The organism is Kribbella sp. NPDC051718, assembly GCF_040681515.1.
Taxonomy (GTDB): domain Bacteria; phylum Actinomycetota; class Actinomycetes; order Propionibacteriales; family Kribbellaceae; genus Kribbella.
Window position 1 is genome coordinate 29,434 of the sequence record NZ_JBFAYZ010000011.1, and the last position, 25,129, is coordinate 54,562.

Here is a 25,129-nt window from a genome sequence, read left to right on the forward strand (position 1 = left end):
ATGATCATCGAAGCGACTGGCCTGAAGAAGTCGTACGGCACCACCGAGGTGCTGCGAGGCATCGACCTGGCAATCCAGGAAGGCTCCGTACTGGCCCTGCTCGGCCCGAACGGAGCCGGCAAGACCACCATCGTGCGGATCCTGACCACGCTGACCCGCCCGGACGCCGGCGCCGCGACCATCGACGGGTACGACGTGGTCCGCGAGCCCACCAAGGTCCGCGGCGTCATCAGCCTCACCGGCCAGTACGCCGCGGTCGACGACAACCAGACCGGCCGCGAGAACCTCGTCATGATCGGCCGTCTGACGCACCTGGGCCGGACCGCCGCCACCAGGCGGGCAGACGAACTGCTCGAGCGCTTCGAGCTCACCGACGCGATGAACCGCCGAGCCAAGACCTACTCCGGCGGCATGATGCGCCGGCTCGATCTCGCCATGAGCCTGATCGCGCGACCGCGGGTGATCTTCCTCGACGAGCCGACCACCGGCCTCGACCCGGCCAGCCGGCTGACCATGTGGGACGCGATCGGCGAGCTGGTCCGCGACGGTACGACGATCCTGCTCACCACCCAGTACCTCGACGAGGCCGACCGCCTGGCCGACCGGATCGTGTTGCTCGACGACGGCCGGATCACCGCGTCCGGCACCGCCGACTCCCTCAAGGCCCAGGTCGGCGGCGAACGCATCGAGCTGTACTTCGACGACGAGTACACCGCGGCCAAGGCGAACGACCTCCTCGGCGGCCTCACCGACGGACGACTGGTCAACCTGCCGTCCGACGGCTCGGCCGGTCACCTGTTGCAAGTACTGGATCTGCTCCGGGACCAGAACCTGCCGCCGGCTCGAGTGTCGTCGCATCGCCCGACGCTCGACGACGTCTTCCTCACCCTGACCGCGTAGGAGCGAGCTGATGAGTACTCACCAAGGATTCGGCGCCGCCGTCAGCGACGTGACGACGATGGTCGATCGCAGCGTGCGGTTGAGCCGGCGCAACGTGGACACGCTGTTCGTGGCGATCCTGTTGCCGCTGATGATGATGGCACTGTTCGTGTACGTCTTCGGCGGCGCGATCGATACCGGTACGCAGTACATCAACTATGTGGTGCCCGGCATCCTGCTGCTGACCACCGGGTACGGCGCCGCCAGTACTGCGATGGCCGTCGCCGACGACATGACGAGGGGCATGATCGACCGCCTGCGGTCACTGCCGATCCGCAGCTTCGCCCTGCTGACCGGGCACGTCACCGCGAGTGTCGTCCGCAACGCCGTGTCCACCGGGATCGTCATCCTCGCCTCGCTCGCGATGGGATTCCGCCCGAACGCCGGCGTGGTCGACTGGCTCGCGGCCATCGGTCTGCTGCTGCTCTATGTGGTCGCGTTGTCCTGGCTCGCCGCCGCGCTCGGCGTGATCGCGAAGTCGGTCGAGTCGGCCAGCGCACTGGGCTTCTTCATGTTGTTCGTGCCGTACCTGAGCAGCGCGTTCGTGCGGACCGAGACGATGCCGGCCTTCCTCCGGCCGATCAGCAAACACCAGCCGATCACGCCGGTGATCGAGGCCGTCCGCAGCTTCCTCACCGGTACTCCGCTAGGCTCGAACGGCTGGATCGCACTCGCCTGGTGTGGCGGTCTGCTCGTCTTTTCGACGGCTCTCGCGACGCTGCTGTATCGCCGCCGGACCACTCGATGAGCCTCAACGAACAAGCCTTTGATCCGACCGTTGGGCGCACGGTTCGAACCGCTCGGCTTTTGGTGATTCGGGAATCGCCGCGAAGGTGCGACCCTGACCCTCGATCGGGGATAAATTCGAAGTCCCCCCACGTGTGGAGGTCCCACTCCCCCCGGGACCCGCACGGACGAATGCCCCGATCATCGATCGGGGCATTCGTTTTTTTCCTGGAAAGTTCTGGCCCGATGTCGAAATCGGCGGCCCCGCTCCGACGTATCAGTGAGAGCAGGAACCACGGATCGAGGAGAGGGTCAGGATGTCCGAGAACAGCGCGCAGCAGATGATCGTCACCATGCTGGCCGAGGGGAACCCGGTCTGGTACGTCGCAGCGATGGTCAACATGCGCAGCCACGACGTGTACATGATCGGCCGTGCCGCCGGTTACCCCGACAAGGCCAAGCTCCGCCGCGCAGTGTGGGCCCGTAAGAACGCCCAGCAGCTCGCCGCCTGACCTACCTACCGAGGAGCCGGTCCGGTGCTGTCGCGGATAACCAGCGAGGTTCGCAGCAGCTGAGCCGAGTTGACCGGCTGGGTGCCGTCGTCGATGGCACGCAAGAGCAGTGCAGTCGCCTGGCGAGCCATCTCGCGGCTGGGGATCGCGACCGCGGTGAGCGCCGGATGGGTCAGGGCCACCGGCGCCGTGTCGTCGAAGCCGATCACCGAGACATCGCCCGGTACCGATCGCCCCGACTCCTTCACCGCTTCGAGCACCCCGAGCGCGAGCAGATCGTGTGACGCGAAGATCGCCGTCAGCTCCGGATCGGCCGCCAGCGCAGCCTGCGCCGCCGCGAACCCACCGGCCGGCGTCGGCTTCGTCGGCACGAACACGTGGTCGTCGCTCAACTTGTCCTGCCCAAATGCACGCCTGAGACCAGCCAGCCGTAGTTCATGCGTCGGCAGCTCGACCACAGCGGCAATCCGCCGATGCCCGAGGCTCCTCAGATGTTCGCCGGCGAGGAAGCCGGCATGCTCGTAGTCGATCGTCACCACGGGCAGTGAATCGGGGATCTGCGTCTCCCAAGCACACAACGCGATCGGGAACCGCGCATCCGGCAGCAGCGCGAGCGGATCGGTCAGATCACGATCGCCTGCGATGAGCAGAGCATCGACCAGCCGGCTCGACAGCCCGGCCAGTTGGCGTTTGGCCCGATCGCCGTCGGCGCGGGTCGTACAGAGCACGAGGTGGTACCCGTGCTGGTCGAGCACGTTCTCCACCTCCTCGACGATCTCGGAGTAGAACGGGCTGGCGACGGTCGGCACGATCAGCCCGACGGTCATCGTCGAACCGGTCGCCAGCGAACGCGCCACCAGGTTCGGCTCGTACCCGAGGTCAGCGATCGCCGCCCGGACTCGCGCCTCCGTATCCGGCCGGACGGCAGCGCGGCCGTTCACGACATTCGACACGGTCTGCTTGGTGACGCCCGCCCGGTTCGCCACGTCCTGCATCGTCACCACAGGCGACCCCAAAGATTGTTGGACCGGTCAACTACTTCTCTGCAGTATTGGGCGGCCCGGGCGCTACGTCAATGCATTGTTGTGCGCATCGAGGTCTTGTTTACCGGTCAAATGGATTCTATGGTGCAGCGATGTCGACATCTCTGAGAGTCTCCGTCGCGATCATGACCGCCGCCGCGCTCGCCGGCAGCGGCCTGCAGGCAGCCGCCACGCCACCTGTCCCGCCGGCGACCAGCTACACGGTGTCGATCGGATCGAGCACGACGGCGTACCGGTTCCCCGATGACTCGCCGGCCAGTCCGTACATCGACAAGGACGGCACGTTCTACTTCCAGCAGTCGCACGCCTTGTACGAAGCGACCGCCTCGCGTCAGTGGAACTTCTACACGGGTACCAACTTCGACACTGCGACGAAGTCGACCGCCATCAGCGGCGCAGTCAATCCGGCCGACAGCCGCGACAAGAACAGCGACACGACCTGGCGCTGCAACAACAGCCCGACCGGTCTGGAGTCCACCTACGTCAACGGCGGCGCCGGCTCGTACTCGCAACGCAACTACTGCGACCTGATCGGCACCTGGGTCGATCCGGACACGGGCAACTGGATCGGCCTGGTCCACAACGAGTTCACGCCGCAGCCGTTCGGCGACGGCCTGCACTACGACTCGATCGACTACGCCGTCTCGACCAACCAGGGCAAGGTCTGGACCATCAAGGGTCACGCGATCACCTCGCCGTACAGCATCAAGCGCGGCGACAACACCGCCTTCCCGCACGAGACCTACGACTACGGCGACGGCGACCAGCGGCTCTTCGTCGACACCGCATCCGGCTATTTCTACGTGTACTACGGATCGCGCATCATCCCCAAGGCCGGCGAGGGCGGTGGCAACGGCGGACTCGCCCACGTCGCCCGCGCACCCCTGTCGGGCAAGATGGCGACCGGCTCGTGGTCGAAGTGGTACGACGGAGCTTGGTCCCAGCCGGGCGTCGGCGGACTGGAAAGCAACATGGTCCCGGTGACCGCGTCGAACTCGAACGGCTACACGCCCACCGCTGACGACTACAGCCCGGCCAACACCGGCAACGTGGACGAGCAGGTGGCGGCCGGCCAACTGCCGGCCAAGTCGGATCTGTTCATTATGAACATCACCTACAACGCGTACCTGGGCCTGTATCTCGGCGAGCCCGAGGTCGTCTCGGGCGTCCAGATCCAGCGCTTCTACGTCACCGACAACCTCGCCACCCAGAAGTGGTACCTGATCGGCGACTCGGGCAGCTACAAGTCCGGCTCCTGGTACCGCTGGTTCCTCGACCCGGTGAACAAGACGAGCTCGACCATCATCGGCCGCTCCTTCCGTTCGTACTGCTCGATCGCCTGCGCCACCTCCTCCGGCGAGTACGCCGATGTCGCGATCGACTCGACCACGCCGGCCGCGCCGCCGCTCGACCCGGCCAAGACCTATCGAGTTGCCAATGGCAACGGCCGGGTGCTCGCGCAGGTGTCCGGCAGCACGTCGACGACGTCACTCGCCACCGCCACCGGTTCGACCCTCGAGGCCTGGTCCTTCGCTCCCAACGGCGACGGGTCGTACCGGATCGCGAACGCCTCCACCGGGCGACTGCTCGGCACGGACTCGACCGGCAACGCTGGCCGTGCATGGGGTGCGGCCTTGTCAGTCACTGCTCCCGGTACGACGGGTCCGACGGCTGGGCAGCAGTGGTTCGTCATCCCCAACACCTCGCCAGCCAGCGCCGGCTTCAGACTCGTCAATCGGTACAGCGGGCTCGTGCTCGGGATGTCGTCGCAGTCCGGCCGGCTGACGGAGAGCACCCCGGTACGGCACTGGACCAACAGCACGGGTGATGCCGTCGGCGGGTCGCGGACCGCTGCCGAGCAGACGCTGTCCATGACAGCGGTTGGTGTCGCGGCGAACCTCAACGGCGTACACACGCTGAAAGCCAACGGCAAGGCCCTGGACGATCCCGACTGGTCGACGGCCACTGGCACCCAGCTCATCACCTGGTCATCGTCCGGACAGCAGAACCAGTCCTGGACTTTCGCCCAGCAGACCGATGGCACGTACACGATCACCAACGGCTACTCGCAACTGTGCGCCGACGCCGAAGGCGGGTCCACCACGGCCGGTACGAAGGTGATCCAGTGGACGTGCACCGGCCGATCGAACCAGCGCTGGCTCGTCACCCCGACCACTTCGGGTTACTTGATCATCAACGCGCACAGCGGTCTGCCGATGACCACTGCCTCCACCACAGACGGCAGCAAGGTCACCCAGGAGCCCCTCACCGGCGCAGCCGGCCAGCAATGGTCCGTCAGCTGAACGCCACTGTCTCGTTTTGACACCTCCACCCCCGACACCCGCCGATACCATCGGCAAATGATCTTCATCACCGCAAAGTTCAAGGTCCTGCCCGAAGACGCCGACAACTGGCCCACCATCACCGCCGACTTCACCGCGGCCACCCGCGCCGAACCCGGCAACCTCTGGTTCGACTGGTCCCGCAGCCTCGACGACCCCACCGAATACGTCCTGGTCGAGGCTTTCGCCGACGACGAAGCCGCCGGCGCCCACGTCAACTCCGACCACTTCAAGTCGGCCCAATCCACCCTCCCACCCCACCTCGTCGAAACCCCCAAAATCGTCAACTTCAAACTCGACCAGTCCAACTGGTCAGACCTGGGCGAACTAGCCGTCAACCGCTGACGGCTGGTTGCGCACCAACTACTCGCAGGCGATGCCGTCGCCGTCTCGGTCGAGTTTGCTGGAGTAGCCGGGTTCGCCTCGGTGGATGGGGGCGGCGCCGGCGGCTCGGACCTCGGTGCAGTTGGCGTAGTAGGCGTTCTGGGTTGTTTTGGTGGCTGTCGGCTTGGGTTTCGGCTTTGGTTTGGTGGTTCGGTGGACGGTTGGTTTTCTGGTCGGCTTGGGGGCGGTGGTCTTCTTCGGTGGTTTGGCCAACGGTACGGCGGTGGCCGGCTTCTTGGGTGGGATCGAGGCCAGCGGGGCCGGCATGGTGGGTTTGGCGGACGGCGTGGTGGTGACCGTCGTGGTGACTGTGGTCTGGGACGCGGCTTGGTTTTCGGTGGTGGTGGCGGCGCCGCAGCCGGTGGCCAACGCGGTTGCGGTGATGAGGCCTGCTAAGGCTTTCAGGGCAGGCTGGAATTTCGTCATTGCTCCCCCAACCCGTCCTCGGTTCCCCCCGGGACGGGATCGTTGTCGCTCGGGCGCTGACGGTCCGAGCGACCCCATGCCTACCAGTGGTTCATCACACTCCGCGACGGGCAAGCGGCCATACTGGGAAGTCGGTCCTGTTTCGTTACCTAGCGCAATCAGGGCTCGGGTACTACGACGGTGTTCTGCGCGGCCGCGATCCGCCATTCGCCGTCATCCTTGGCGAGGAGGTACACCGGACTGCCGGTATCGACGGGCAGCTCGCTGGTGGAGCCGGGGCGGAGGGCGTACTTCTGGTTGACGTTGACGACCGCGATATCGGGCCGGACGAACAGCAGGTGGTCGGGCGTGTAGGTCGCATACGACTCGGTCGTCGCCCCGGGCAGTACGCGCCGGGTGAACTCGGCAATCGTCTCGCTCCCATAGAGACGCTTGCCGTGTCCCGTCACCCACAACGCATCTTCACGGAACAACGCAAGGAACGCGTCAGCATCCTCTTTGCTCTGCGCCTCCTCGACGGTCGCCACCAGGGCGATGATCGCGTCGACGTCGGCTTGGCTGGGGATCTGTCCGGAGATGTCCATGCCCGACATCGTCTTAGTTGAAGCTAACTTGAAGTCAAGGAGCCGAAGGACTTGACGATCTGGCCGAGGTCTTCGTCGGCGACCTCGGGGTAGGCGGTCAGGCGGCTGTGTACTGCCTGCGCTATCGGAAGGTCCGCGGCTGCGGTGGCGAGGGCGACGTCCTTGGCGGCTAGGCGAACCGGGAAGTAGGCGCCTTCGGCGAATGCACGTCCGGCGAGCCCTGCCAGGGGTGATGAGGCTAGGGCGGCTTTGACCTGGGTTTCGGGGAGGCCGAGGGAGCCGGCCAGGGCCATCGCTTCGGCTACTACGGCGACGCCGTTGATGACGGCGTTGATCAGGACGAGTTTCAGGGCGGCGCCGGTGCCGACGGCGCCGGTGCGGTTGACCGTGCCGAAGAGCTCGAGCAACGGAAGTACCGGGTCTGCGTCGCCGCCGACCATCAGGAGGAGCTCGCCGCTGGCCGCGCGATCCACGCTGCCCATCACCGGGGCGTCGATCAGGTGGACGTCCGGCGGGAGGAGGCCGGCCAGTTCGCCGACGACCTCCGGGCCGATCGTGGACGCGTCGATCAGCACGGTGCCGGGCTTCAGTGAGCTCGCGAAGGCTCCCACCACCTCGCGCACCGCCGTCGGGTCCGCCAGCATCGTGATCACCACGTCGGCATCCCGCACCGCCTCGGCCGGTGAGTCCACAACCTTCACCGTAGTGCCGTTGGACCCAGCCCACCCTGCCGCTGCGACACCGGCATCAGGTGCTGCGCCGGAGCCGACGGCTGCTCCGGCGAAGGCGATGGCTCGGGTGGTGGTGCGGTTCCAGACGGTCAGGGGGTAGCCGGCGGCCAGGACGCGGCGGGCCATCGGGGCGCCCATCGAGCCGAGTCCGAGGAAAGCGATCTTCGTGTTCTTCTCCATGCCCCCAAATCTAACGAGCAGTCAGCAATGTGAGTAGCGAATGTCTAGCATGGAAGCCATGCCGACCCCGCATGACTTCTCCACCCCGCTGCTCCGGGTTTTCGTCGCCGTCGCCGCGCGCGGATCCTTCACCGCCGCAGCCCCGATCCTCGGCTACACCCAGTCCGCGGTCTCCCGGCAGATCTCAACCCTCGAAGACGAAGCCGGTACGACGCTCTTCGACCGCCTCCCCCGAGGCGTCCGGCTCACCGAACCCGGCCGCCGCCTACTCCCCCACGCCCAGGCCGTCCTCGACCGCCTCGACGCGGCCCGCCAAGAACTCACCGACCTCAGCGAACTGGCCACCGGCCGACTCCGAGTCGCCGCCTTCGCCACCGCCGACGCCGCGCTGATCCCGCAGGCCATCGCCACCTTCCAACGCCGCTACCCCGACGTGCGGATCACCCTCCGCGAAGGCTTCACCTCCGGCCTGCTCGAACTACTCGGCGCCGGCGAAGCGGACGTCGCCGTCGTCAGCTACCCGACCGTGCAGCACCTCGACGGCTTCGATCTCCGCAAACTCCGCGACGATTTCATGTACGTCGCTTTGCCACCGACCCACCGCCTGGCGCGCCGCCGCCAGGTCCGGCTCACCGATCTGCAGGACGAGCAGTGGATCGCAGGCAGCTCCCGCCCCGAAGACACCCTGATCAGCGCCTGCCTCCGAACCGGCTTCCAGCCACACATCGGTTTCGTCGCCCGCGACTGGATGGCAAAACAAGGCTTCGTTGCCGCAGGCACCGGAATCACCCTCGTCCCCTCCCTCGCCGCCGAAGCAGTCCGCCCCGACATCAAGTTGGTCCGCATCCACCCCGACGACATGCCACCCCGACAGATCTACACCGCCACCATCTCCGGCCTCACCCCCTCCCCGGCCACCCGCGCCTTCCTCGAGGTACTACACGCCTAGCTGCGGGCGGGCGTACCGGCGTACGCTCGGAGCCGTGTCTGGTCCGGGGAGTGTTCGGTGAGGTTGCTCGAGTGGCTCAGGGCCAAGTATGCGGGGTTGTCTGCGACTCGGCGGGCGGCGCGGGCCGCGGTGGTGATGCCGTTGGCGTTCGCGTTCGCCTATCTGGTGCTGGACGATCCGGTGATCGCGATCTTCGCATCGTTCGGGTCGATGTCGACCGTGCTGTTCGTCGACTTCAGTGGCAGCAAGCTCGAGCGGATCCAGGCCCAGCTGAGCCTGATCGCCGCCGGTCTGATCCTGATCTCGATCGGTACCGTTGCCTCCAGCTCCGTCTGGCTCGCCGCCGCGGCGACCCTGATCGTTGCCTTCGTCATCTTGTTCGTCGGCGTCATCAGCTCAGTACTGGCCAGCGCGACGACCGCTCTCCTGGCCAGCTTCATCCTCCCCGTCAGCCTCCCCGGCGGCATGACCACGCTCCCCGACCGCCTCATCGGCTGGCTACTGGCAGGCGCCGCCTCCCTCATCGCCATCACGTTCCTCTGGCCCGCCCCAACGCGAGAACCCCTCCGCGGCCCCACCGCGCACGCCTGCACCCTGCTCGCCAGACGCCTCCAAGCCGGCCTCGACTGCCTCCGCAACCCAGCCGACACCGAGAGCAAAGCCGCCCTGATCTACCAAGCCGGCGAAGCCTCCGCCGCAGTAGCCGAACTCCGCAAGACCTTCTTCGGTACGCCGTACCGCCCCACCGGCCTCTCAACCTCCGCAAGAACCCTCGTCCGGGTGGTCGACGAAGTCATCTGGCTCAACTCCGTCCTCGAACCCCACGCCCGGATGCCGAACCCAGGCCCTGCCGCCCCCTACCTGATCGCCGTCTACGAAGCAGCCGCCGACCTCCTCGACCGGGCCGCGAACGTGCTCGACAACGACGACGGCAACCTCACCGGCTTCGAGGAAACCCTCGGCCGGCTCCACCAGGCACGTCTCGCCCTGGAACAAGCCGTCACCGAACTACCGCCATCACCCGGCAAGGACGACAGCCTGGTGAAAGCCTTCGTCAGCGCACTCGAACCAACCTTCCGGGCCCAGGAGATGAGCTTCGCCGTAGCCGCCATCGCGGAGAACATCGAGCTCGCAGTAGCAGCCCGCGGCCGCAGCTGGTGGGGTCACCTCCTCGGCCGCGGCCCCACCGGCCCCGGCTCACCCCTGGCATCCGTCAAGGAGCGAGCGGGCGCCCACCTGGAACTCCACTCGGTCTGGCTCCACAACAGCATCCGCGGAGCGGTAGGCCTCGCGCTGGCCGTCCTGATCGCCGACCTCACCGGCGTACAGCACTCGTTCTGGGTCGTCTTCGGAACCCTCGCCGTACTGCGCTCGAACGCCTTGAGCACCGGCCAGAACGCCCTCCGCGGGCTGGCCGGCACAGTGGCCGGCATCATCATCGGTGGCGCCGTAGTGCTGGCCATCGGCTCCAACACCACCGTCGCCTGGTTCCTGCTGCCGATAGCGGTACTTCTCGCAGGACTAGCCCCAGCAGCGTTCTCCTTCGCAGCAGGCCAGGCCGCGTTCACCGGCGTACTGCTGATCCTTTTCGACATCATCTCGCCGGCAGGCTGGGAGATCGGACTAGTACGCATCGAGGACGTCGCCATCGGCTCAGCGGTGAGCCTGCTCGTCGGACTCCTCCTCTGGCCGCGTGGCGCGACAGCCGCTCTCCAGCAGGCGCTAGCCGAGGGGTACTCCGACAGCGCGCACTACCTGCGCCAAGCGATCGCCTATGCGGTGACCCGCTGCGACGGGCGAGCCGGGCCTGCCGCAGTACCGGATGAAGCCTCCAGGAAGGCCGCGGCCGCTGCACGCCGGCTAGACGACGCCTTCCGGACGTACTTGGCCGAGCGCGGCGGCAAGCAGCTCCCCCTGGCCAATGTGACGACACTGGTGACAGGCGTCGCGGTACTGCGCATAACTGTCGACGCGATCCTCGAGCTGTGGAGTCGCGGCGACACCCCCAGCGGCGACCGCACAGCTGCCCGGATGGAGCTCATCGACTCCACCGGTGTGCTCGTGGACTGGTACCAGGAGACCGCTCTCGCGTTGGCCGGAGCAGGCGAGGTACCGACGCCGATCGAGCGTGACGGCGACGCGGAGGACCGGCTGGTCAACGCAGTCCGCACGGACCTCACCGCAGACGACGGGAGCTGGACCGCGACCGCGGTACGGATGCTCTGGACGGCTGATCACCTCGACGGATTGCGCCGCCTGCAACGCGCCCTCGAGGTCTGACCCTCTTCGCGCAGACCGGATGAGGACTTGAATTAGTCAGAGACTCGTACCATCCTGATGCTCAGGGGGTGGGTCTCTGATGAGTACGGCGGTGCAAGTCCTCGCCGTCGTGATCGGCGTGATCCTGGTGTCGGTCTGGGCGATGGAGCTGTGGTTCTACAAGAACCGGCGGCTGTACTTCATGTTCCTGATCAAGCCTGCCGACTACGATGCCGTCCGGCTGTGGCGGATCTCCATCGCGTACTTCAACCTCACGACGGCGGCCGCGCTCTTCATCGGCACCTACCTGCTGCACACGAGTCACCCGGACGCCGGGCAGGCATTGATCCTGTTCACCGCGTGCCAGCACGTCTTCCTTGCGGTCGTCATGCTGGCCACGCAGCCGAAGCTCTGGCTCAACTCCGTGATGGAAGCCGTCCCGAACCTCGTCCTCCTCGTCGTCGCTGCGACGACCTGACGATCAGCGGCGGCGGCCCCACTTGGCGGAGGCGCCGATGCCGGCGAGGTGCAGGGCCATGCAGAGCAGGCCGGCCATCAGCAGGGTCTGCGGGGTGAACGCGTCACTGACGGTCGCGTCGGCCCAGTCGAGGATGAGCGCGAGTCCGAAGATCACTGCGGCGATAATGGCGAACATGGTGTTTCTCCTGTCGAAATTCCGGGCGGGGAAGCGCTCAGGTACCCGAACCGGGCACTCAGCTAACGGACAGCTTCTGGTCGCCACTCTCAACACCCGCGGGATGCCGGTCAAGGGCTCGAACCTCACGGTCCGGTACGCCGAAATCGCATCAACCTTCGAGGCGTCACCGCTGCATGTCGTCAACGTCCAGGAGGTCTTGACCTACTACCATCTACGCCGGCTCGCGAAGGGCATGCCGTCGTTCCGGGCCGCGTACCGCCCGTCGCTCGCCGGACCGGCCGGTGGTGTGGTGACCTTCTCACGACTGCCGGTCGAGTCGATCCGTTATCGGCGGCTGCCGGCGCCCCGGAGTACCGAAACGTCCCTTCGCTGGCGGGGACTCCTGAAGGGCGCGTTGGTGACCCGGGTGGCCGGCGTGTCGGTCGTGAACGTGCATCTGCTCGCCAACACCGACGGGACCTGGTCGGCGTCGAACAGGTTTCATCCGATCCACCGTCAGCAGCTGACCGAGCTCGCTGCGCTGGTCGGTAGCCTCGGTCTGCCCAGTGTGGTGACGGGAGACTTCAACATCCCGCGCCAGAAGCCTTTGGTACAAGACTTTCTGAGCACGACCGGGCTGACCGACGTGTTCGGTGGCGAGTGCCCGCCGACGTTCCAGCAGGCCTATCTGCCGGCCGGGATGAAGTCCCAGTGCATCGACTTCATCCTGACCGCCGGGCTGACGACCGAGTCGGCCGAGGTGGTCTTCGAGGAGGAGTCGCCGTCACTCGGCTACCTCTCCGACCACCTCGGCCTGCAGGCCCGGCTCAGCCGATCGGCTTCCAAGGACCGCTAGGCGCGGCGCTCGGCGGCTGGTTGTTGTTGAACCACTTGGCTTCGTACAGGTGCCCCTCGTACAACGCCCGGTCGCCGGTCCGGAAGACCCGCGAGGCGGTCCAGATCGTCGTGCCGTCCTCGGTCATCGCCAGCTCTTCCCAGGCACCGTACGGCGCACCCGGCTTCTGGTTCTTGCTCGCCCAGGACGCCAAGTAGATCTTGCCGTCGAGGCTGACCCTGGTACCGGCCTTGTACGACGCAGTGGGGCTCCAGGCCGGCGGCAGGTTCACCGTGGCCGTGACGGCGCCGGTAGCCGCGTCGAGCGAATCGCTGCCGGAGTACGAGACCGTCAGCGGGTGGGCGCCGGGTGCGAGACCCACGGGCAGCGGGAAGCTCGCAGTACCGGCGTTGAGAGTGCCTGTGCCGCGTACCTTGTCGCCTTCGCGCAGTTCGACCGTGCCGGTCACCGGTAGGTCGTCAGCGGTCACCTTGACCGCCACCTTGGCCGCAGTACCCCAGTCCATCGGAGCAGAGGTCGCGGTGACGGTCGCCTCGCCCTTGACTGTGCGGAACACGGCCGGCTGCGCTACCGCAGTACCAGCGTCTGCGCTGACCGCCGAGACGATCCACCCGTACGACGTGGCCGGCTGCAGGCCCGTCCAGGTCACCGAGGCGGTGCCGTTGGCCAGTACGTCGTCCGACCCGATCTCGGCAGTCGGTACGTACGCCGCGAGCGAGTCCGTCGAGAAGGACGTCTTGCGCGTCGTCAGGTCGACAGGGATCGTCAGGTTGTCCTCGGCGCCGTTGTAGCGCGGCTTGGTCTGGCTGCCGTCCTGGCGTACGTCGTACTCGGTCGCCCCGAAATTCCCGAGGAACGGCGAGTACGTGTCGATGTGCAGCTCGGCCCGCTTGACGTCGAACTGCAGCAGCCGCAGGAAGCTCGCGCCGAACTGCAGCCGGTCCGTCGCCTTGTGATCCGGCTTGCCGTCACCGTTGACATCGATGTTGCCTGCGGCATCGACCAGCTTCGGCCACAGCTCACCGGCCGGGACCGTGTAGAACTGGTAGTCCGCGAGCAGCTCGACGACGTCGTGCGCGACCGTCACGCCGACCTTGGTCTTCAGGTTGGTACCGACGCCATGCTCGTGACCGGCCAGCACCAGGAAGACGTTCGGGTTGCTCTCGACGACCTGCTTGTACAGCGGCGACCCATCCGGTGCGGAGAAGTCGGCGCCGCGGCCGTCGGGGTTGGGCGACGGCTTGAGGTAGTCGTGGGACAGCAGGATGCCGTTGCGATCCTTGTACCGCTTGAAGATCGAGTCGGCCCACTTGGCCTCGTCGGGCGTCACGCCGTACGAGAGGCCGACGGCGACGAAGTCGAGTCCGCCGGCGGAGTAGAGGACGTAGTTGTTCTGGTTGTCCTTGCCCGGCGTGATGCTGCCGTCGGGGTTCACCTTCTCGTCCCACGCGTGGTACTCGGTGCCGGCCGGCCAGGTCTTGGCCAGCGCGTTGTACCGATCCGCGCTGAACATCTTGCTGAACCGCGAGTCCGGTCCGGTCTCGGCGCCCAGCTGGTTGTCGTGGTTGCCGGCGATGACCTGGTTGACCACGCCGTTGTCGTCCAGGATCTTCTGGTAGCTCGACGCGGCCGCAAGCTCTTTGTCGACTTCCGCGTTGAGACCGGGCCGCTGCAGCGAGCCGTCCGGGTTCTTGGCCAGCGGGTCGTAGTAGTCGTTCTCGATGATGTCGCCGGTGTGCGCGGCGTACGCGATCTTGCGACCGGCCGCATTGTCGGCGATCCACTGCGTCTCGTCACGGTACGCCGCCGCCCAGATCGCCTGCTCCTCGGCGGTCTCGACGTCCGACGCCTCACTCTGGCCGTCCCAGTCGTCGTACGTGCCACCGGCGGCACCCTCGGTCAGGTACTGCGTGTCGGTGAAGTGCGCGATCGAGAAGTCATACGTGCTGGGGTCCTCGAAATGGTCCTTGCCGTTCTGCGCCGAGGCATCCCGGGGCGACAGATCATCGGCGAACGGGTCTTCACCAGTGACCAAGACATGTACGAGGTCACCGTCGCGATACTGGGTCTCGACCTGCGCCGTGAGCACCGTCGACTTGCCGGTCTGACCGCGGGAACTGGTCAGGGCGACCCACTTCTGGGTCGCCTTGTCCCAAACTCTCAGGGCAGCGACGCGGGCCGGGTCGATCGTGCCTTCCCACCGCAGGGTCGGGGTCTTCGCAGTGGTGCCGAGGTTCAGGTCGTACCGCTGGAAGACGACGTCCCGCGCGGACTGCGTGTCGATCGTCTTGCCGTCGAGCGGCCGCAACGAGTCAACAGCGACCGACCCGTCATGGGTGATGTCGAGCGTGGTCGGTACCGCGCTGGCGATGCCTTGGTACCCGCTGGATGGGATTAGCACCTCTGCCTTGGTGAACGTCGCCTTCAGCGAAACACCGTCCTCGCCAGGGATCTTGGCGGCGAGGGTGGCCGACGGAGCATTGCGGCCGGCGATCGTCGCCTTCAGATCAGTCGGTACGTCCGGGATGCTCGCGCTGGTGAACTGCACCTGCCTCGTCGCCGTGTTGCCGAGCGAGTCCGTCGCCGTGACGGCGATCGTATGCGCGCCGGCCGGCAGCCCATGGCCGATCTGGTCGCCTTGCTTGACCGCCTTGCCGTCGAGCGTGATGGCCGGCGTACCGACGATGGCCGAAGCGTCCTTGACCTTGACGGTGAGCGCGACGGTCGAGGTCAGCTTCTGCCCCTCGGCCGGGACGCTGCTCTGGATCTCCGGCGCGGTGTTGTCGACGGTGAAGCGACGGGTGGAGGTCTTGTCGCCGACAACCGCCTCGAGCGTGTGCGCGCCGTCCGCGATCGTCTTGGTGTCGACGTCCGCGCGGAGGCCGAGCGGCGTGGCAGGCAGGCCGATGTCGAACAGGAACGTCTTGTCCAGTACGGCGTTGTAGCTGTTGCCGCAGGTGCCATCACCGATGTACGTGGTGACCGGCGTACCGGCCGGGTAGCTCGCCGAGCCGATCGTGACGGTGGAACCGGCGATCAGCTTGGTCAGCTGGGTCGCTGTCGCGGCCGTTGGTCGAAGCTCCAGATTTCTGATCGTGAAGTCGTCGTAGTTGTCGCAACCACCGGCGGTCGCACTGCCGTGGTCGTTGCCGGCGACGAACTCGATCGTGTTGACGCCCGGCACGAGCCACTCGTTCGGGAAGCTGAGGTCGGCGGTCTCCTTCTCCCAGATACCGAGCTTCAGCGGGATGCCGTTGATCAGCACGAGGTTGTCGTAGCCGTTGTCGGAACCGTTGCCGCCGATGAAGCGTCTCGATCGTCCGCGTCGTCGGGGCATCGGCGATCGTGAAGTGGAACTCGGCCTCCTTGTTGGGGCCGCAGGTTCCATCACCCAGTGCGAGCGACGCATCCGTGGTCGGCGTCTTGGTGACCGTCGATCCGGTGGTAGTCACCAGGTATGTCGTACCGGCGGTGACCGTGCCTGCGGTGCTCAACGCGAGCGCCGCGTCGGTACGGGTGAGCTTGAAGTCGTCGTGGTTCGCGCAGGTCGCGCCCGCGGCCGTGCCGTTGTAGTCGCCGGTCTTGACCTGAACCGTATTGTCGCCGGGCTTGAGGAACCGCTGCGGGAGCTTGAGGCTGATTGCTTCCGCGCCGTTGACGCCGTAGTCGCCACCGAGGTCGACACGGTTGCCGTTGACAAGCAAATAGTTGTGGTATTTCGCTTCGGCGGAGTTGCCCGCCTCGATCGCGAGGTCGAGGGTTGCGGTCCCCTGGGCCAGGGTTTCCGCGTTCTGGGCGGGCTGGTCGTCGATCGCGAGCGACTCGACGTGGTCCGCGCTGCCGTTGGGGAGGGCCGCGATGATCGGCTGGGTGCTCTTGAGCAGCGCGCCATCGGGCGGGGTCAGCTTGGCGGCGCCGGCCGGGGAGTTGTTGACCGCGATCTCGACGCTCTGCGCCTTGCCCGACTTGCTGGTCGCCGTGACGGTATGGGTGCCGTTGGCAAGCGTTGTGGTGTCGAGGTCCTTGCTCAGACCGGCTGTGCTGCCCGGTTCGCCGGAGAGGACGAAGGTGAGGTCTTGGGTGAGCAGGTGCTTCGAGCTGCCGCAGGTACCGTCGCCGAAGCTGTAGCTGAAGGCGTTCTGCTCACCGTCGATGACCACGCCGAGCAGGCTCAGGCTGAGGCTCGTCAACGGGAAGTCGTCGTAGTTCGGGCAGCGCGCGCCTTCACCGTTCGGCAGTACTTCGTACCCGACCGCGGCGGTGTTGGTCGTGTCGACCCAGTTCGCGCCGGCGTGGACGGTGACCGTGTTGACGCCGGTCTTGAGCCAGTCGCCGTCCAGGTCAAGGGTGCCCGCCCGGCCGCCGGGAATGTCGGGGAAGAAGATGCGGTCGGCATCTGCGGTGTGGCCGTTGACGGTGATGTAGTTGTGGTACCGGGCCTCGGTACCGTTGCCGCCCATGTCGAAGCTGAGGTGCGCGGTACCGGCCGTCTTGTCGGCGTCGAGCTTGGTGCCGTCGACGGTGATCGAGTCGACCGAGTCGTTCTCGGTAGCCGGCTCGGCCTTGACCTTGACCGTGCCTTCCAGCGTCTGGCCCGCGCGCAGGTTGAGGGTCGGGGCGCTGGTGCTCGGTGGTGCGTCCTCGGCTCCGGCGGTGGACGGGACGATCGCGGCACCGGAGCCGGCTATCAGCGCTGTCGCTGCTAGTGCAATCAGGACGCGAGATCGCCGGCCTGGGCGCAGTCGGGGTGTCATCGGTTCGGTGTCTCCTTCAGAGAACAGCGGTGAGGTGGAGAGCAGCTAGGACGGTCATGCCGAGTCCGGCGATCGTTAGGCCGGCGGCGGCTAGTACGGGGGCTACCCGGGTGGCCAGGCGTAGTACTGACTGGGTCTGGGCGCCTCGGATGACCACGGAGCTGCCCGCGATGGCCAGCAGTCCGACGCCGAAGAGGACTACGGCCATACCGACGCCGAAGGTGATCACCAGCAGCAGGGCGAACCCGGCTCGCCCGATGAACAACCCAGCCACCAGCACCAGAAACGCTGCTGGGGAAGGGGTGAGGCCGCCGGAGATCCCCAGCATCATCAAACCCGGCCGCTTGGCTTCCCCATGCCCGTGACCATGACCATGTCCGTGGCCATGCCCGTGGCCGTGGGCTGCAGCTTGAAGGTGGCGGCGGGCCAGGTACAGCCCAGTGGCAGCTACCAAGAGCCCTGCGATCAACTGCAGTGCTGTGGTGAGTTGCTGCATCTGAATCACATCGGCCAGCGACAGGAAGGTCCAGGCGAGCGCAATCACCAGCACGGAGATGGTGTGCATGACTGCCACCGACCCACCCAGCCAGGCCGCGTCTTTGATCTTCCCCTGGGAGCCGACGAGATAGGCGGCCGCGAGGCTCTTCCCATGCCCAGGCATCACCGCATGCCCTGCCCCTGCAAGGAATGCGAACCCAAACGCAACCGGCGGTACTCCAGGCGAGTTCACAAAGTTCTGCAACTGATCGGAGAGCGCAAGCGCGATCACGCGGTCACCTCCTGCCGCCGCCTGCGGCGTACTACGACCAGGCCTGCTGCGCCGACAAGCACCACTCCCCCAGCCACCGCCGAGAGCTGGATCGCCGCACTCCGACCGGCATGCGCTCGGGTGACGCTGCCGAGAGACCAGCCGTGGGTGTCTTTGCCGGCGGAGTAGACCGTGCGGTCGCCGTTCGGACCGGTGGCCAGGGTGCGATAGGCGGGATTGAGGTCGGTCAGCGTCCGGACGGTGATGTCCGCCTTGGCGATCGGCTCCGGACAGGTGAACGCGAGGTCGACGCCGGTCCTGGCCAGTTCCTTCGGCGCCTCGACGATCCCGGCGCAGCTTAGGCCGTCGGTGCTCACCTGGATCTGCCGCAACAAGTACCCGCTGAACTCCGCCGACGCACCGATCGCCATCGCATCAGCCGGCTCGAAGAAAGTTGCTCCATCGAGCAGTTTGCGGCTCTGCGGCAGTACTCCGAGCGCGACACCGAGCAGCGTCAGATCGTCAAGGCCGCCGACCTTCCAACGCACCCGCACCACATCGCTCCGCGCCGGATCAAGGCTGACCGCGACGGTCTGCGGATCGCCGAACGGATGCGCCTGCGCCGGCACAGCCGTGACCCCCACACCCAATCCGATCGCGGCGACGACGGCGAGCGTACGTAGTACCGGGCACAGCAGATGAAGCACCAACGCCCCCACCCCTCAGCCCCGAGCGCGTCGATCAACGCAACTCCCGGACCTTCCCGCCGCCCCGGAAACACCAATGCGCCTTTTGGTGATCCCCAAGAGACGCATTGGTGAACGATTAACCCAGCAGCGCCTACAAGCTGAAGGCGATTGACCGCACGATCAGCGCCGCCACGAACACGATCGTGAACGCCAGATCGAACGCGATCCCACCCGCGCGCACCGGTCGCACCCGGCGACGTACCGGCTCGAGCACCGGCTCCGTCCAGGCGTGCGTCAACGTCCGCGCCCTCACGGCCCAGGCCGGCCCGCGTCCGACCACGCCGCCCCAGTCCAGCAACATCCTGGCAACCAGTACCAGTAGGAACGCCGACAACGCGTACCCGACAAGCGCTCCAAGCAAGCTCATGACCAACTCCTTTGTTCCATCTTGCCAGGAACAACGAAGCAGCCAACCCTGAAATGTCCCCCAACCAGACTTCTTAGCTGACTATCAGTTACAGCCCGAAGACCCGCTGGGCGTTGCCGCCGAGGAACAGGTCGGTCGCCTCTTCGTCGAGTTCGAGGCTCTCGAGGTCCTGCAACGCCTTGGCCGGGGTGATCATCGGGTAATTGCTGCCGAACAACACTTTGCGACGACCGTGCGCACGGACGTACTCGACCAGGGCGGGCGGGTAGCGCTTCGTGGTGTACGCCGAGGTGTCGATGTAGACGTTCTCGTGTTTGGTGGCGACGGCGATCGCCTCGTCGGTCCACGGGTAGCCGATGTGGCCGCCAACGATCCTCAGCTCCGGGAAATCGAGGGCGACCTGGTCGAGGTAGATCGGCCGCCCGACCTCGGACGGCATCAGCGGCCCGGTGTGGCCGATCTGGGTACAGAACGGGACATCGGCTTCGCAGCAAGCGACGTACACGGGATAGAACCTGCGGTCCGTCGGCGGTACCTCCCAAAGCCACGGCAGGACCCGGATCCCCTTGAAACCAAGCTCCTCGACACACCTGCGGATCTCCCTGACCGCCTCCATCGGCTTCCTGATGTCGACCGATCCAACCCCCGCCAACCGGTCAGGCGCCTGCTCGACGAACCCGGCGACCTCATCGTTGGAGATCATCACGTTCCCCGGCGCAACCCAGGCCGAGATCAGCGACTTGTCCACACCCGCCTCGTCCATCGCCTCGACCGTCGCGGCAACCGGCTGCTCCTCGAGCGGAATCCCCGGCTGCCACCGCCGCAACGAATCCAGCATCGGATCAGCCAGATGTCTGGTCGTCGAATGCTGAGCCCAGGCGTCGATGATCACGGTCTCTCCTCCAGCGCGATAGCGGTCAGCAGGGTGTTGAACTTGTCGGCTTCTTCGAACGGCAGGAAGTGGGCCGAGTTCTCGAACCAGTGCAGCTGTTTGGACGGCGCTTCGATCGCCTCGAAGTACTCGACCGCCTGCTCGGCGGGAGTGACCTGGTCGTACCGGCCGACGAAGAGGTGGATGGGGATCTCGAACCTGCGGGCGGTGTGCAGCAGGTCGGTCTCGAGGGTCTCCGGCATCAGATGCCGGAACGAGAACTCCTGGGCGATATCCCGGAGCTTCCCGAAGTACTCGCGCAGGAGAGCCGGCTCGATCCGCGCGAACAACGCTTCATGACTGCCGTTGACCGTACCGCCGAAGTACTGCACCCAGGCACGATGGACGACCGCATTGGCGAACGTCGGACCCCCATCGGCGGCCGACTGCTGCATCTTTTGGAGAGCGGAGATGGCCTCCTCGTGCTGCTGCTCGGTCGCCTTCCGCAACGCGAACTCGTACGCCGTCCGCGCGGCCCGGCGCCCAGACACGAGCTGCCCGGCCCCGATGTACGCGTGCAGCTTCTCCGGGTACTCGCTGGCGATCATCGCGCCGAGCAGTGTCCCCCACGAGTGCGCGACCAGATAAACCTTCTTCTGCCCGAACTCCGCAGTCAGCACGTCGATCAACTCGACCGCGTCATCGACAAACTGCCGCAACGTCATCGACTCAGCCGGAATCCCAGCGTCGTACGACCGCCCGGCGCCCCGCTGATCCCAGTGCGCCACCAGAAAGTGCCGCTCGAGCCCAGAGTTGTACGCCGCAAACAACGGCATCTCAGCCAATCCCGGCCCACCATGCAGCACCAGCAACAGCGGATTCCCGAGGTCATCCCCCCGCACAGAAACCTCCTGCGCAAACCCCCCAAGCACCACCCGCCGCCGAAACCCCACTTCCTCAGCCACCCACCGACTCTAACCGGGCGAGAGGGCAGAAGGTCCGGCTCACACCACCAGGCAAACTGGCCCTATGACCGACCTCCCCGCGGGCCTCGTGCAACTCCTCCACCAACCCAGCCCCTGCTTCCTCGCCACCACCCTCCCCGACGGCTCCCCCCACCTCACCCAGACCTGGGTCGACACCGACGGCGACCACATCCTCATCAACACCGTCCAGGGCCACCAAAAACTCCGCAACATCGAGCGCGACCCCCGGGTAGCAGTCACCATCTCCGACCCCGACGTGCCCGGTCGCTACTACTCCATCCGCGGCCGGGTCACCCACACCACAACAGCCGGCGGCGCCGAAAGCATCGAAAAACTCTCCCAAAAATACGAGGGAGCCCCCTACTCCTGGCACGGAGGCCGAGACCAGGTCCGGGTAATCCTCACCATCACCGTCGACAAGGTCATCCACGCCCCCTGGGCCTGAGGGGTGGCTCTCCTTGAACGGTTTGATGGATCCTCCTCGACCGGATGGCGGCGCGGACGGCGGCGCGGGCGGTGGCGCGGGCGGTGGTGCGCAACCGGAGTTGGTTGTGAGGTAGGGCACTCGTGAGCCACGGGGTTCTCGCAGAAGCGCGACGGAGGAGCGCGCATCGGGTGGGTGGGAGCTAGCCGCGGAGTGAGCGACGAAGGAGCGAGCGGGTGGCAGGCGTGGGGAGACGAGTTCTTTGCGCGGGACGGCGAGGACGATCGTTGCCGCGTGGGTGGAGTTGGCTTGTGAGCTGGAGCACTCGACGATCCGGTGCTCTCGCCTAAGCGGGCAACGTAGGAGCACGCGCACCCAGGGTGGGTGGGAGCCTGCGGCGGGTGAGCGACGTAGGAGCGAGCGTGCGGCTGGCGTGGGGGATGACAGTTGCCTGGGGAAAGACGAAGGCCCGGACCAATGGTCCGGGCCTTCCAAAGTAGCGGGGGCAGGATTTGAACCTGCGACCTCTGGGTTATGAGCCCAGCGAGCTACCGAGCTGCTCCACCCCGCGCCGCCTTGATGTGTTTAGTTTAGGGGATGTGGGCTGAGAGTCCAAATCGAGGGGCGGGAGGGAAAAGGTGTGTCGCGGGTGAGTGGGGGCGGCGTAGCTTTTGGGGATGGGTGATGGGGTGATTCGCGAGTTCCGGGGTGGGGATCTGTGGGCGGCTGCGCTGTTGCTGGCGGAGCGGCAAGGGCGGCATCGGGGTAGGCATCCGTTGTTGCCGGCGGAGTATGAGGATCCGAAGGTTGCGCTGGGCGAGGTGACCGCCGCCTGGGAGAGCGAGGAGGCTTCGGGGGCTGTGCTCCTGGAGGGCGGGGAGGTCACTGGGTATTTGCTGGGGGCCCCTAAGAGTTCGCCGACCTGGGGCGACAACGTTTGGGTTGAGCGGGCGGGGCATGCAGTGAGGGAGCCGGAGAAGATTCGGGATCTTTATGCTGTCGCGGCAACGAAGTGGGTGGCGGACGGGAAGACGGCGCAGTACGCGTTGGTGCCTGATGATGCAGAGTTGCTGGATGCCTGGTTCCGGTTGGGGTTCGGGGGTCAGCACGCGCATGCGGTGATGCCGGCGCCGGCTGAGCCGTTGCCGGCGCGACCGGGGGTGACGGTGCGGCGGGCTGGGCGTGGGGATATCCAGGTGCTGGCCGAGTTGGATCTCGTGTTGCCGAAGCATCAAGGGCTGCCGCCGACGTTCAGCTCCGGGGAGCTGCCGACGCTGGAGGAGGCGCTCGCGGACTGGGAAGAGTCTATCGATGACCAGGACTACGCCACCTTTGTTGCTGAGAGCAACGGAAAGGTGATCGGGTCGTCGATCGGGTGCTCGCTGGAGAAGTCGAGCGCGCACAGTGGGCTGGCGCAGCCTGACAACGCCGGGTTCCTTGCCTATGCGGCGGTGTTCCCGCAGGCACGTGGCGCGGGGGCCGGGAGGGCGCTCGGCGAGGCGGTGATCAACTGGGCTGCGGGAGTCGGGTACACCTCCGTGGTGACGGACTGGCGGGTGACGAATCTGCTCTCCTCCAGGGCCTGGCCGCGGCTCGGATTCGTGCAGACATTCCATCGTTTGCATCGGATGATCGGGCGCTGATCAAGCCATCGTTTGCATCGCGCAACGACCGCTGATCAATCAAACGCTCTGTATACAAGGCATCACGGTGAGCTATTGCCATGCGCTGAGCGCGCATGCTTGCATTCCCCCAGTAATCGTTCCTAAGGATCGTTTCCTTAAAGGGGGGAATCCGATGCCACGACTGTCCCTGCTTGCCCGCCTCCTAGCATGTGTCTTGATGCTGGCGGCGGCCCTCACGATCATCCAGCCTGCGAATGCCGCCGTCCCGGACCGTAAGGCCTGGGTGCTGTGGAACCAGACTGCTGGCACCATCGTTCCGACCGGCACTTGGCCGGCGCCGAGCAGTGTCATCCCGCTGGCGCCCGGTCGGTACCAGCTCAAGTTCCCCGGGCAGGGTGCGCCCGGTGGGGTCGTGCACGTCACGGCCATCAACAACGCGCCGCACTGGTGCCAGGCCGAGAACTGGTTCCAGTCCGGGCCGGACGAGATCGTCAACATTCGCTGCTACCGCGTCGGCGGTGCGCTCGACGTGACGAGCTTCAGTGCGTTCTTCGTCAGTGCGTCCGGCGGTCCGGCGCCAGGGCTGTTCGGGTACGTCGATTCGCAACCGAACGGCGCACTCGTCAGCCAGTACAACTCGGCCGGCGCTCCGAACACCTCGACGCCACTCGGTGTCGGACAGTGGCAGGTGAAGTTCCCCGGGCTGGTTGCCGGCGGGACTCTCGACGGCAGTCTGCAAGCCACGGCCGTCAACCCGCAGCAAGGAGCACGCTGCAAGGTTCGCGTCTGGAGCTCCAGCGGTGCGGGTCAAGACGTGCGGGTGCTCTGCTTCGACGCGGCCGGCGCCTTGCTGAACACGCGGTTCACGCTCACCTACCAGTACAAGGCCTCCCTGTACGGAGCTGCCTTCCCGCCGAAGTACTTCGGCTTCTTCCTCAACCAGCCGCCGGCCGGACCGCCGAGCACCAACATGAACTCGGTCCTCGGGCTCGGCGCGAACACGATCACGCCGGCAGGTCTCGGGCTGTCGATGGTGATCTTCCCGAGGATCGCCTTCACCCAGAACACGGTGCAGGTGACCGCGTACGGGTCGAACTCGAACTTCTGCGGATTGAACACGTTCTGGACCAACAGCACCTCGGGTCCGGATCTGATCGTGCGGGACGTCAACTGCTTCACCAACGCCGGAGCATTGGTCAATACCGGCTTCACGGTCGGCGCCAACTCGATCCTCTGAGCTGACGGGAACCGCGAACGCGAGAGCGATGGCCAGGGCCCCACACCGACAACGCTCGGTGTGGGGCCCGAGCCAGGTCAGGCGGTGTCCTCCGGGTGGAAGCCCATTGCCGTGGTGAGCAGGTCGTCCTCGGTGAAGCGGGTGCGGTCGATCGAGACCTCGGCCGCTATCCCGGGTGAAATGAAGAAGAAGACCTGGTCGTCGGCGCGGTAGCCGCCGTAGCCGGCGACGTCGACGGCGGTCAGCTCCCAGGTTGCCGGGTCCTGCTCGTGGTACTCGGTGAGGAAGGTACGCAGGGCCTCGAGGTCGATCACCTTCTCGCCGCGGATGGTCTTGACCGTGAGGTCGACCTTGGTGGCGCCCTCGGGGTCGGGACCGGTCTCCCAGACCCGGCTGTGGAAGACGACGTCCTCCCACTCGTACTCGAAGTCGCTCGGCGTGCCGATGCCGCCGGGCAGGTGATCGATGGCGAATCCGTCCAAGATGCACGCCCTCTGCTGGGTCGATGGAGTCGTCCGGTGCAGGCCGGACGGTGTCGCTGGTGCGGCTGGGGTTGCTGCGGTGGCGGTCGGGAGCAGGGTGCCCAGTGCGGTGGCGGTGATCGCGCCGCCGATCACGATACGGCGGGTGGCGGGGCGGACGACGGACCAGGACATCGAAAACGACATTGCTGCCTCCTCAGGCGCGGGGTTCCTTGTCAGAGAAGGTGCAGCAGCTTCTGCCGAAATCGGAGACGAGTTCTAAGGCTGTGGAAAAGAAACGGGCGGCGACACCATGAGGTGTCGCCGCCCGGATCAGAA

The 25,129-nt window shown here is 66.4% G+C and carries 25 protein-coding genes and 1 tRNA gene; 12 read left to right on the forward strand and 14 right to left on the reverse strand.

Annotated features, from left to right (window positions below; genetic code table 11):
* The 3 genes from AB0M15_RS33375 to AB0M15_RS33385 all read left to right on the forward strand — a co-directional run bounded on the left by AB0M15_RS33375 (position 1) and on the right by AB0M15_RS33385 (position 2,177).
* Positions 1-900, forward strand: coding sequence for an ATP-binding cassette domain-containing protein (locus tag AB0M15_RS33375; protein ID WP_363827282.1), 900 nt, complete (start codon positions 1-3; stop codon positions 898-900).
* 10 nt (positions 901-910) lie between these two features.
* A complete protein-coding gene (locus AB0M15_RS33380; protein WP_363827285.1) occupies positions 911-1,687 on the forward strand; it encodes an ABC transporter permease in 777 nt (258 codons plus the stop codon).
* Positions 1,688-1,982: 295 nt separating this feature from the next.
* Entirely contained in the window at positions 1,983-2,177 is a 195-nt protein-coding gene (locus AB0M15_RS33385) for a hypothetical protein (protein ID WP_363827288.1), read from the forward strand.
* 5 nt (positions 2,178-2,182) lie between these two features.
* Here AB0M15_RS33385 and AB0M15_RS33390 read toward each other — a convergent pair whose 3' ends face one another.
* Positions 2,183-3,172, reverse strand: a complete 990-nt coding sequence (locus AB0M15_RS33390) for a LacI family DNA-binding transcriptional regulator (protein WP_363828236.1) — start codon at positions 3,170-3,172, stop codon at positions 2,183-2,185.
* Between the two features lie 140 nt (positions 3,173-3,312).
* On the opposite strand from AB0M15_RS33390, the gene AB0M15_RS33395 reads away from it, so the two are divergent.
* Both AB0M15_RS33395 and AB0M15_RS33400 read left to right on the forward strand, forming a co-directional pair.
* Entirely contained in the window at positions 3,313-5,523 is a 2,211-nt protein-coding gene (locus AB0M15_RS33395; protein ID WP_363827295.1) for an RICIN domain-containing protein, read from the forward strand.
* A gap of 57 nt (positions 5,524-5,580) precedes the next feature.
* Positions 5,581-5,907 (forward strand): putative quinol monooxygenase, encoded by a 327-nt coding sequence (locus tag AB0M15_RS33400; RefSeq protein WP_363827302.1) that lies wholly within the window; start codon positions 5,581-5,583, stop codon positions 5,905-5,907.
* An 18-nt stretch (positions 5,908-5,925) separates the two neighbouring features.
* Here the strand turns inward: AB0M15_RS33400 and AB0M15_RS33405 are convergent, their stop codons facing one another.
* From AB0M15_RS33405 to AB0M15_RS33415, 3 genes are all read right to left on the reverse strand, one after another.
* Positions 5,926-6,372 (reverse strand): excalibur calcium-binding domain-containing protein, encoded by a 447-nt coding sequence (locus AB0M15_RS33405; RefSeq protein WP_363827310.1) that lies wholly within the window; start codon positions 6,370-6,372, stop codon positions 5,926-5,928.
* A gap of 158 nt (positions 6,373-6,530) precedes the next feature.
* The gene (locus AB0M15_RS33410; protein ID WP_363827317.1) at positions 6,531-6,956 is read right to left on the reverse strand and encodes an SgcJ/EcaC family oxidoreductase; all 426 of its coding nucleotides are present in this window, start codon (positions 6,954-6,956) and stop codon (positions 6,531-6,533) included.
* A gap of 23 nt (positions 6,957-6,979) precedes the next feature.
* Complete coding sequence (locus AB0M15_RS33415) at positions 6,980-7,867, reverse strand: NAD(P)-dependent oxidoreductase (RefSeq protein ID WP_363827325.1); 888 nt, start codon at positions 7,865-7,867, stop codon at positions 6,980-6,982.
* A 58-nt stretch (positions 7,868-7,925) separates the two neighbouring features.
* Between AB0M15_RS33415 and AB0M15_RS33420 the strand changes: the two genes are divergently transcribed.
* The 3 genes from AB0M15_RS33420 to AB0M15_RS33430 all read left to right on the forward strand — a co-directional run bounded on the left by AB0M15_RS33420 (position 7,926) and on the right by AB0M15_RS33430 (position 11,553).
* Positions 7,926-8,816 carry a LysR family transcriptional regulator gene (locus AB0M15_RS33420; protein ID WP_363827329.1) on the forward strand — a complete coding sequence of 297 codons (891 nt, stop codon included), beginning with the start codon at positions 7,926-7,928 and terminating at the stop codon, positions 8,814-8,816.
* 57 nt (positions 8,817-8,873) lie between these two features.
* Positions 8,874-11,096 carry an FUSC family protein gene (locus AB0M15_RS33425; protein WP_363827335.1) on the forward strand — a complete coding sequence of 741 codons (2,223 nt, stop codon included), beginning with the start codon at positions 8,874-8,876 and terminating at the stop codon, positions 11,094-11,096.
* A gap of 79 nt (positions 11,097-11,175) precedes the next feature.
* Positions 11,176-11,553, forward strand: a complete 378-nt coding sequence (locus AB0M15_RS33430) for a hypothetical protein (protein WP_363827341.1) — start codon at positions 11,176-11,178, stop codon at positions 11,551-11,553.
* 3 nt (positions 11,554-11,556) lie between these two features.
* Here AB0M15_RS33430 and AB0M15_RS33435 read toward each other — a convergent pair whose 3' ends face one another.
* A complete protein-coding gene (locus AB0M15_RS33435) occupies positions 11,557-11,730 on the reverse strand; it encodes a hypothetical protein (RefSeq protein ID WP_363827350.1) in 174 nt (57 codons plus the stop codon).
* Between AB0M15_RS33435 and AB0M15_RS33440 the strand changes: the two genes are divergently transcribed.
* On the forward strand, positions 11,729-12,568 hold the full coding sequence (locus AB0M15_RS33440; protein ID WP_363827357.1) for an endonuclease/exonuclease/phosphatase family protein: 840 nt from the start codon (positions 11,729-11,731) through the stop codon (positions 12,566-12,568). The genes AB0M15_RS33435 and AB0M15_RS33440 overlap by 2 nt on opposite strands.
* On the opposite strand, the gene AB0M15_RS33445 is transcribed toward AB0M15_RS33440, so the two are convergent.
* The 7 genes from AB0M15_RS33445 to AB0M15_RS33475 all read right to left on the reverse strand — a co-directional run bounded on the left by AB0M15_RS33445 (position 12,540) and on the right by AB0M15_RS33475 (position 21,022).
* Positions 12,540-14,081 (reverse strand): Ig-like domain repeat protein, encoded by a 1,542-nt coding sequence (locus AB0M15_RS33445; protein WP_363828239.1) that lies wholly within the window; start codon positions 14,079-14,081, stop codon positions 12,540-12,542. The two genes, AB0M15_RS33440 and AB0M15_RS33445, sit on opposite strands and share 29 nt — an antisense overlap.
* Before the next feature lie 1,450 nt (positions 14,082-15,531).
* Complete coding sequence (locus AB0M15_RS33450; RefSeq protein ID WP_363827366.1) at positions 15,532-17,322, reverse strand: hypothetical protein; 1,791 nt, start codon at positions 17,320-17,322, stop codon at positions 15,532-15,534.
* A gap of 16 nt (positions 17,323-17,338) precedes the next feature.
* Positions 17,339-18,091 (reverse strand): cobalt transporter, encoded by a 753-nt coding sequence (locus AB0M15_RS33455; RefSeq protein ID WP_363827374.1) that lies wholly within the window; start codon positions 18,089-18,091, stop codon positions 17,339-17,341.
* Positions 18,088-18,780 carry a hypothetical protein gene (locus tag AB0M15_RS33460; protein ID WP_363827380.1) on the reverse strand — a complete coding sequence of 231 codons (693 nt, stop codon included), beginning with the start codon at positions 18,778-18,780 and terminating at the stop codon, positions 18,088-18,090. The genes AB0M15_RS33455 and AB0M15_RS33460 overlap by 4 nt, the downstream gene beginning before the upstream one ends.
* A gap of 130 nt (positions 18,781-18,910) precedes the next feature.
* A complete protein-coding gene (locus AB0M15_RS33465) occupies positions 18,911-19,186 on the reverse strand; it encodes a YggT family protein (RefSeq protein ID WP_363827388.1) in 276 nt (91 codons plus the stop codon).
* An 88-nt stretch (positions 19,187-19,274) separates the two neighbouring features.
* On the reverse strand, positions 19,275-20,078 hold the full coding sequence (locus tag AB0M15_RS33470; RefSeq protein ID WP_363827397.1) for an amidohydrolase family protein: 804 nt from the start codon (positions 20,076-20,078) through the stop codon (positions 19,275-19,277).
* Entirely contained in the window at positions 20,075-21,022 is a 948-nt protein-coding gene (locus AB0M15_RS33475; RefSeq protein WP_363827401.1) for an alpha/beta hydrolase, read from the reverse strand. Before AB0M15_RS33475 ends, AB0M15_RS33470 begins: the two co-directional genes overlap by 4 nt.
* Before the next feature lie 64 nt (positions 21,023-21,086).
* Here AB0M15_RS33475 and AB0M15_RS33480 point away from each other — a divergent pair, with 64 nt between their 5' ends.
* Complete coding sequence (locus AB0M15_RS33480) at positions 21,087-21,488, forward strand: PPOX class F420-dependent oxidoreductase (RefSeq protein ID WP_363827404.1); 402 nt, start codon at positions 21,087-21,089, stop codon at positions 21,486-21,488.
* A gap of 476 nt (positions 21,489-21,964) precedes the next feature.
* On the opposite strand, the gene AB0M15_RS33485 is transcribed toward AB0M15_RS33480, so the two are convergent.
* A tRNA-Met gene (locus AB0M15_RS33485) sits at positions 21,965-22,038 on the reverse strand.
* Between the two features lie 106 nt (positions 22,039-22,144).
* Between AB0M15_RS33485 and AB0M15_RS33490 the strand changes: the two genes are divergently transcribed.
* Together AB0M15_RS33490 and AB0M15_RS33495 are read left to right on the forward strand one after the other, a co-directional pair.
* Positions 22,145-23,110, forward strand: coding sequence for a GNAT family N-acetyltransferase (locus AB0M15_RS33490; RefSeq protein ID WP_363827407.1), 966 nt, complete (start codon positions 22,145-22,147; stop codon positions 23,108-23,110).
* 199 nt (positions 23,111-23,309) lie between these two features.
* Positions 23,310-24,329 carry a hypothetical protein gene (locus AB0M15_RS33495; protein ID WP_363827410.1) on the forward strand — a complete coding sequence of 340 codons (1,020 nt, stop codon included), beginning with the start codon at positions 23,310-23,312 and terminating at the stop codon, positions 24,327-24,329.
* A 77-nt stretch (positions 24,330-24,406) separates the two neighbouring features.
* On the opposite strand, the gene AB0M15_RS33500 is transcribed toward AB0M15_RS33495, so the two are convergent.
* Positions 24,407-24,997 carry a hypothetical protein gene (locus AB0M15_RS33500; protein ID WP_363827413.1) on the reverse strand — a complete coding sequence of 197 codons (591 nt, stop codon included), beginning with the start codon at positions 24,995-24,997 and terminating at the stop codon, positions 24,407-24,409.
* Positions 24,998-25,129 lie beyond the last annotated feature (132 nt).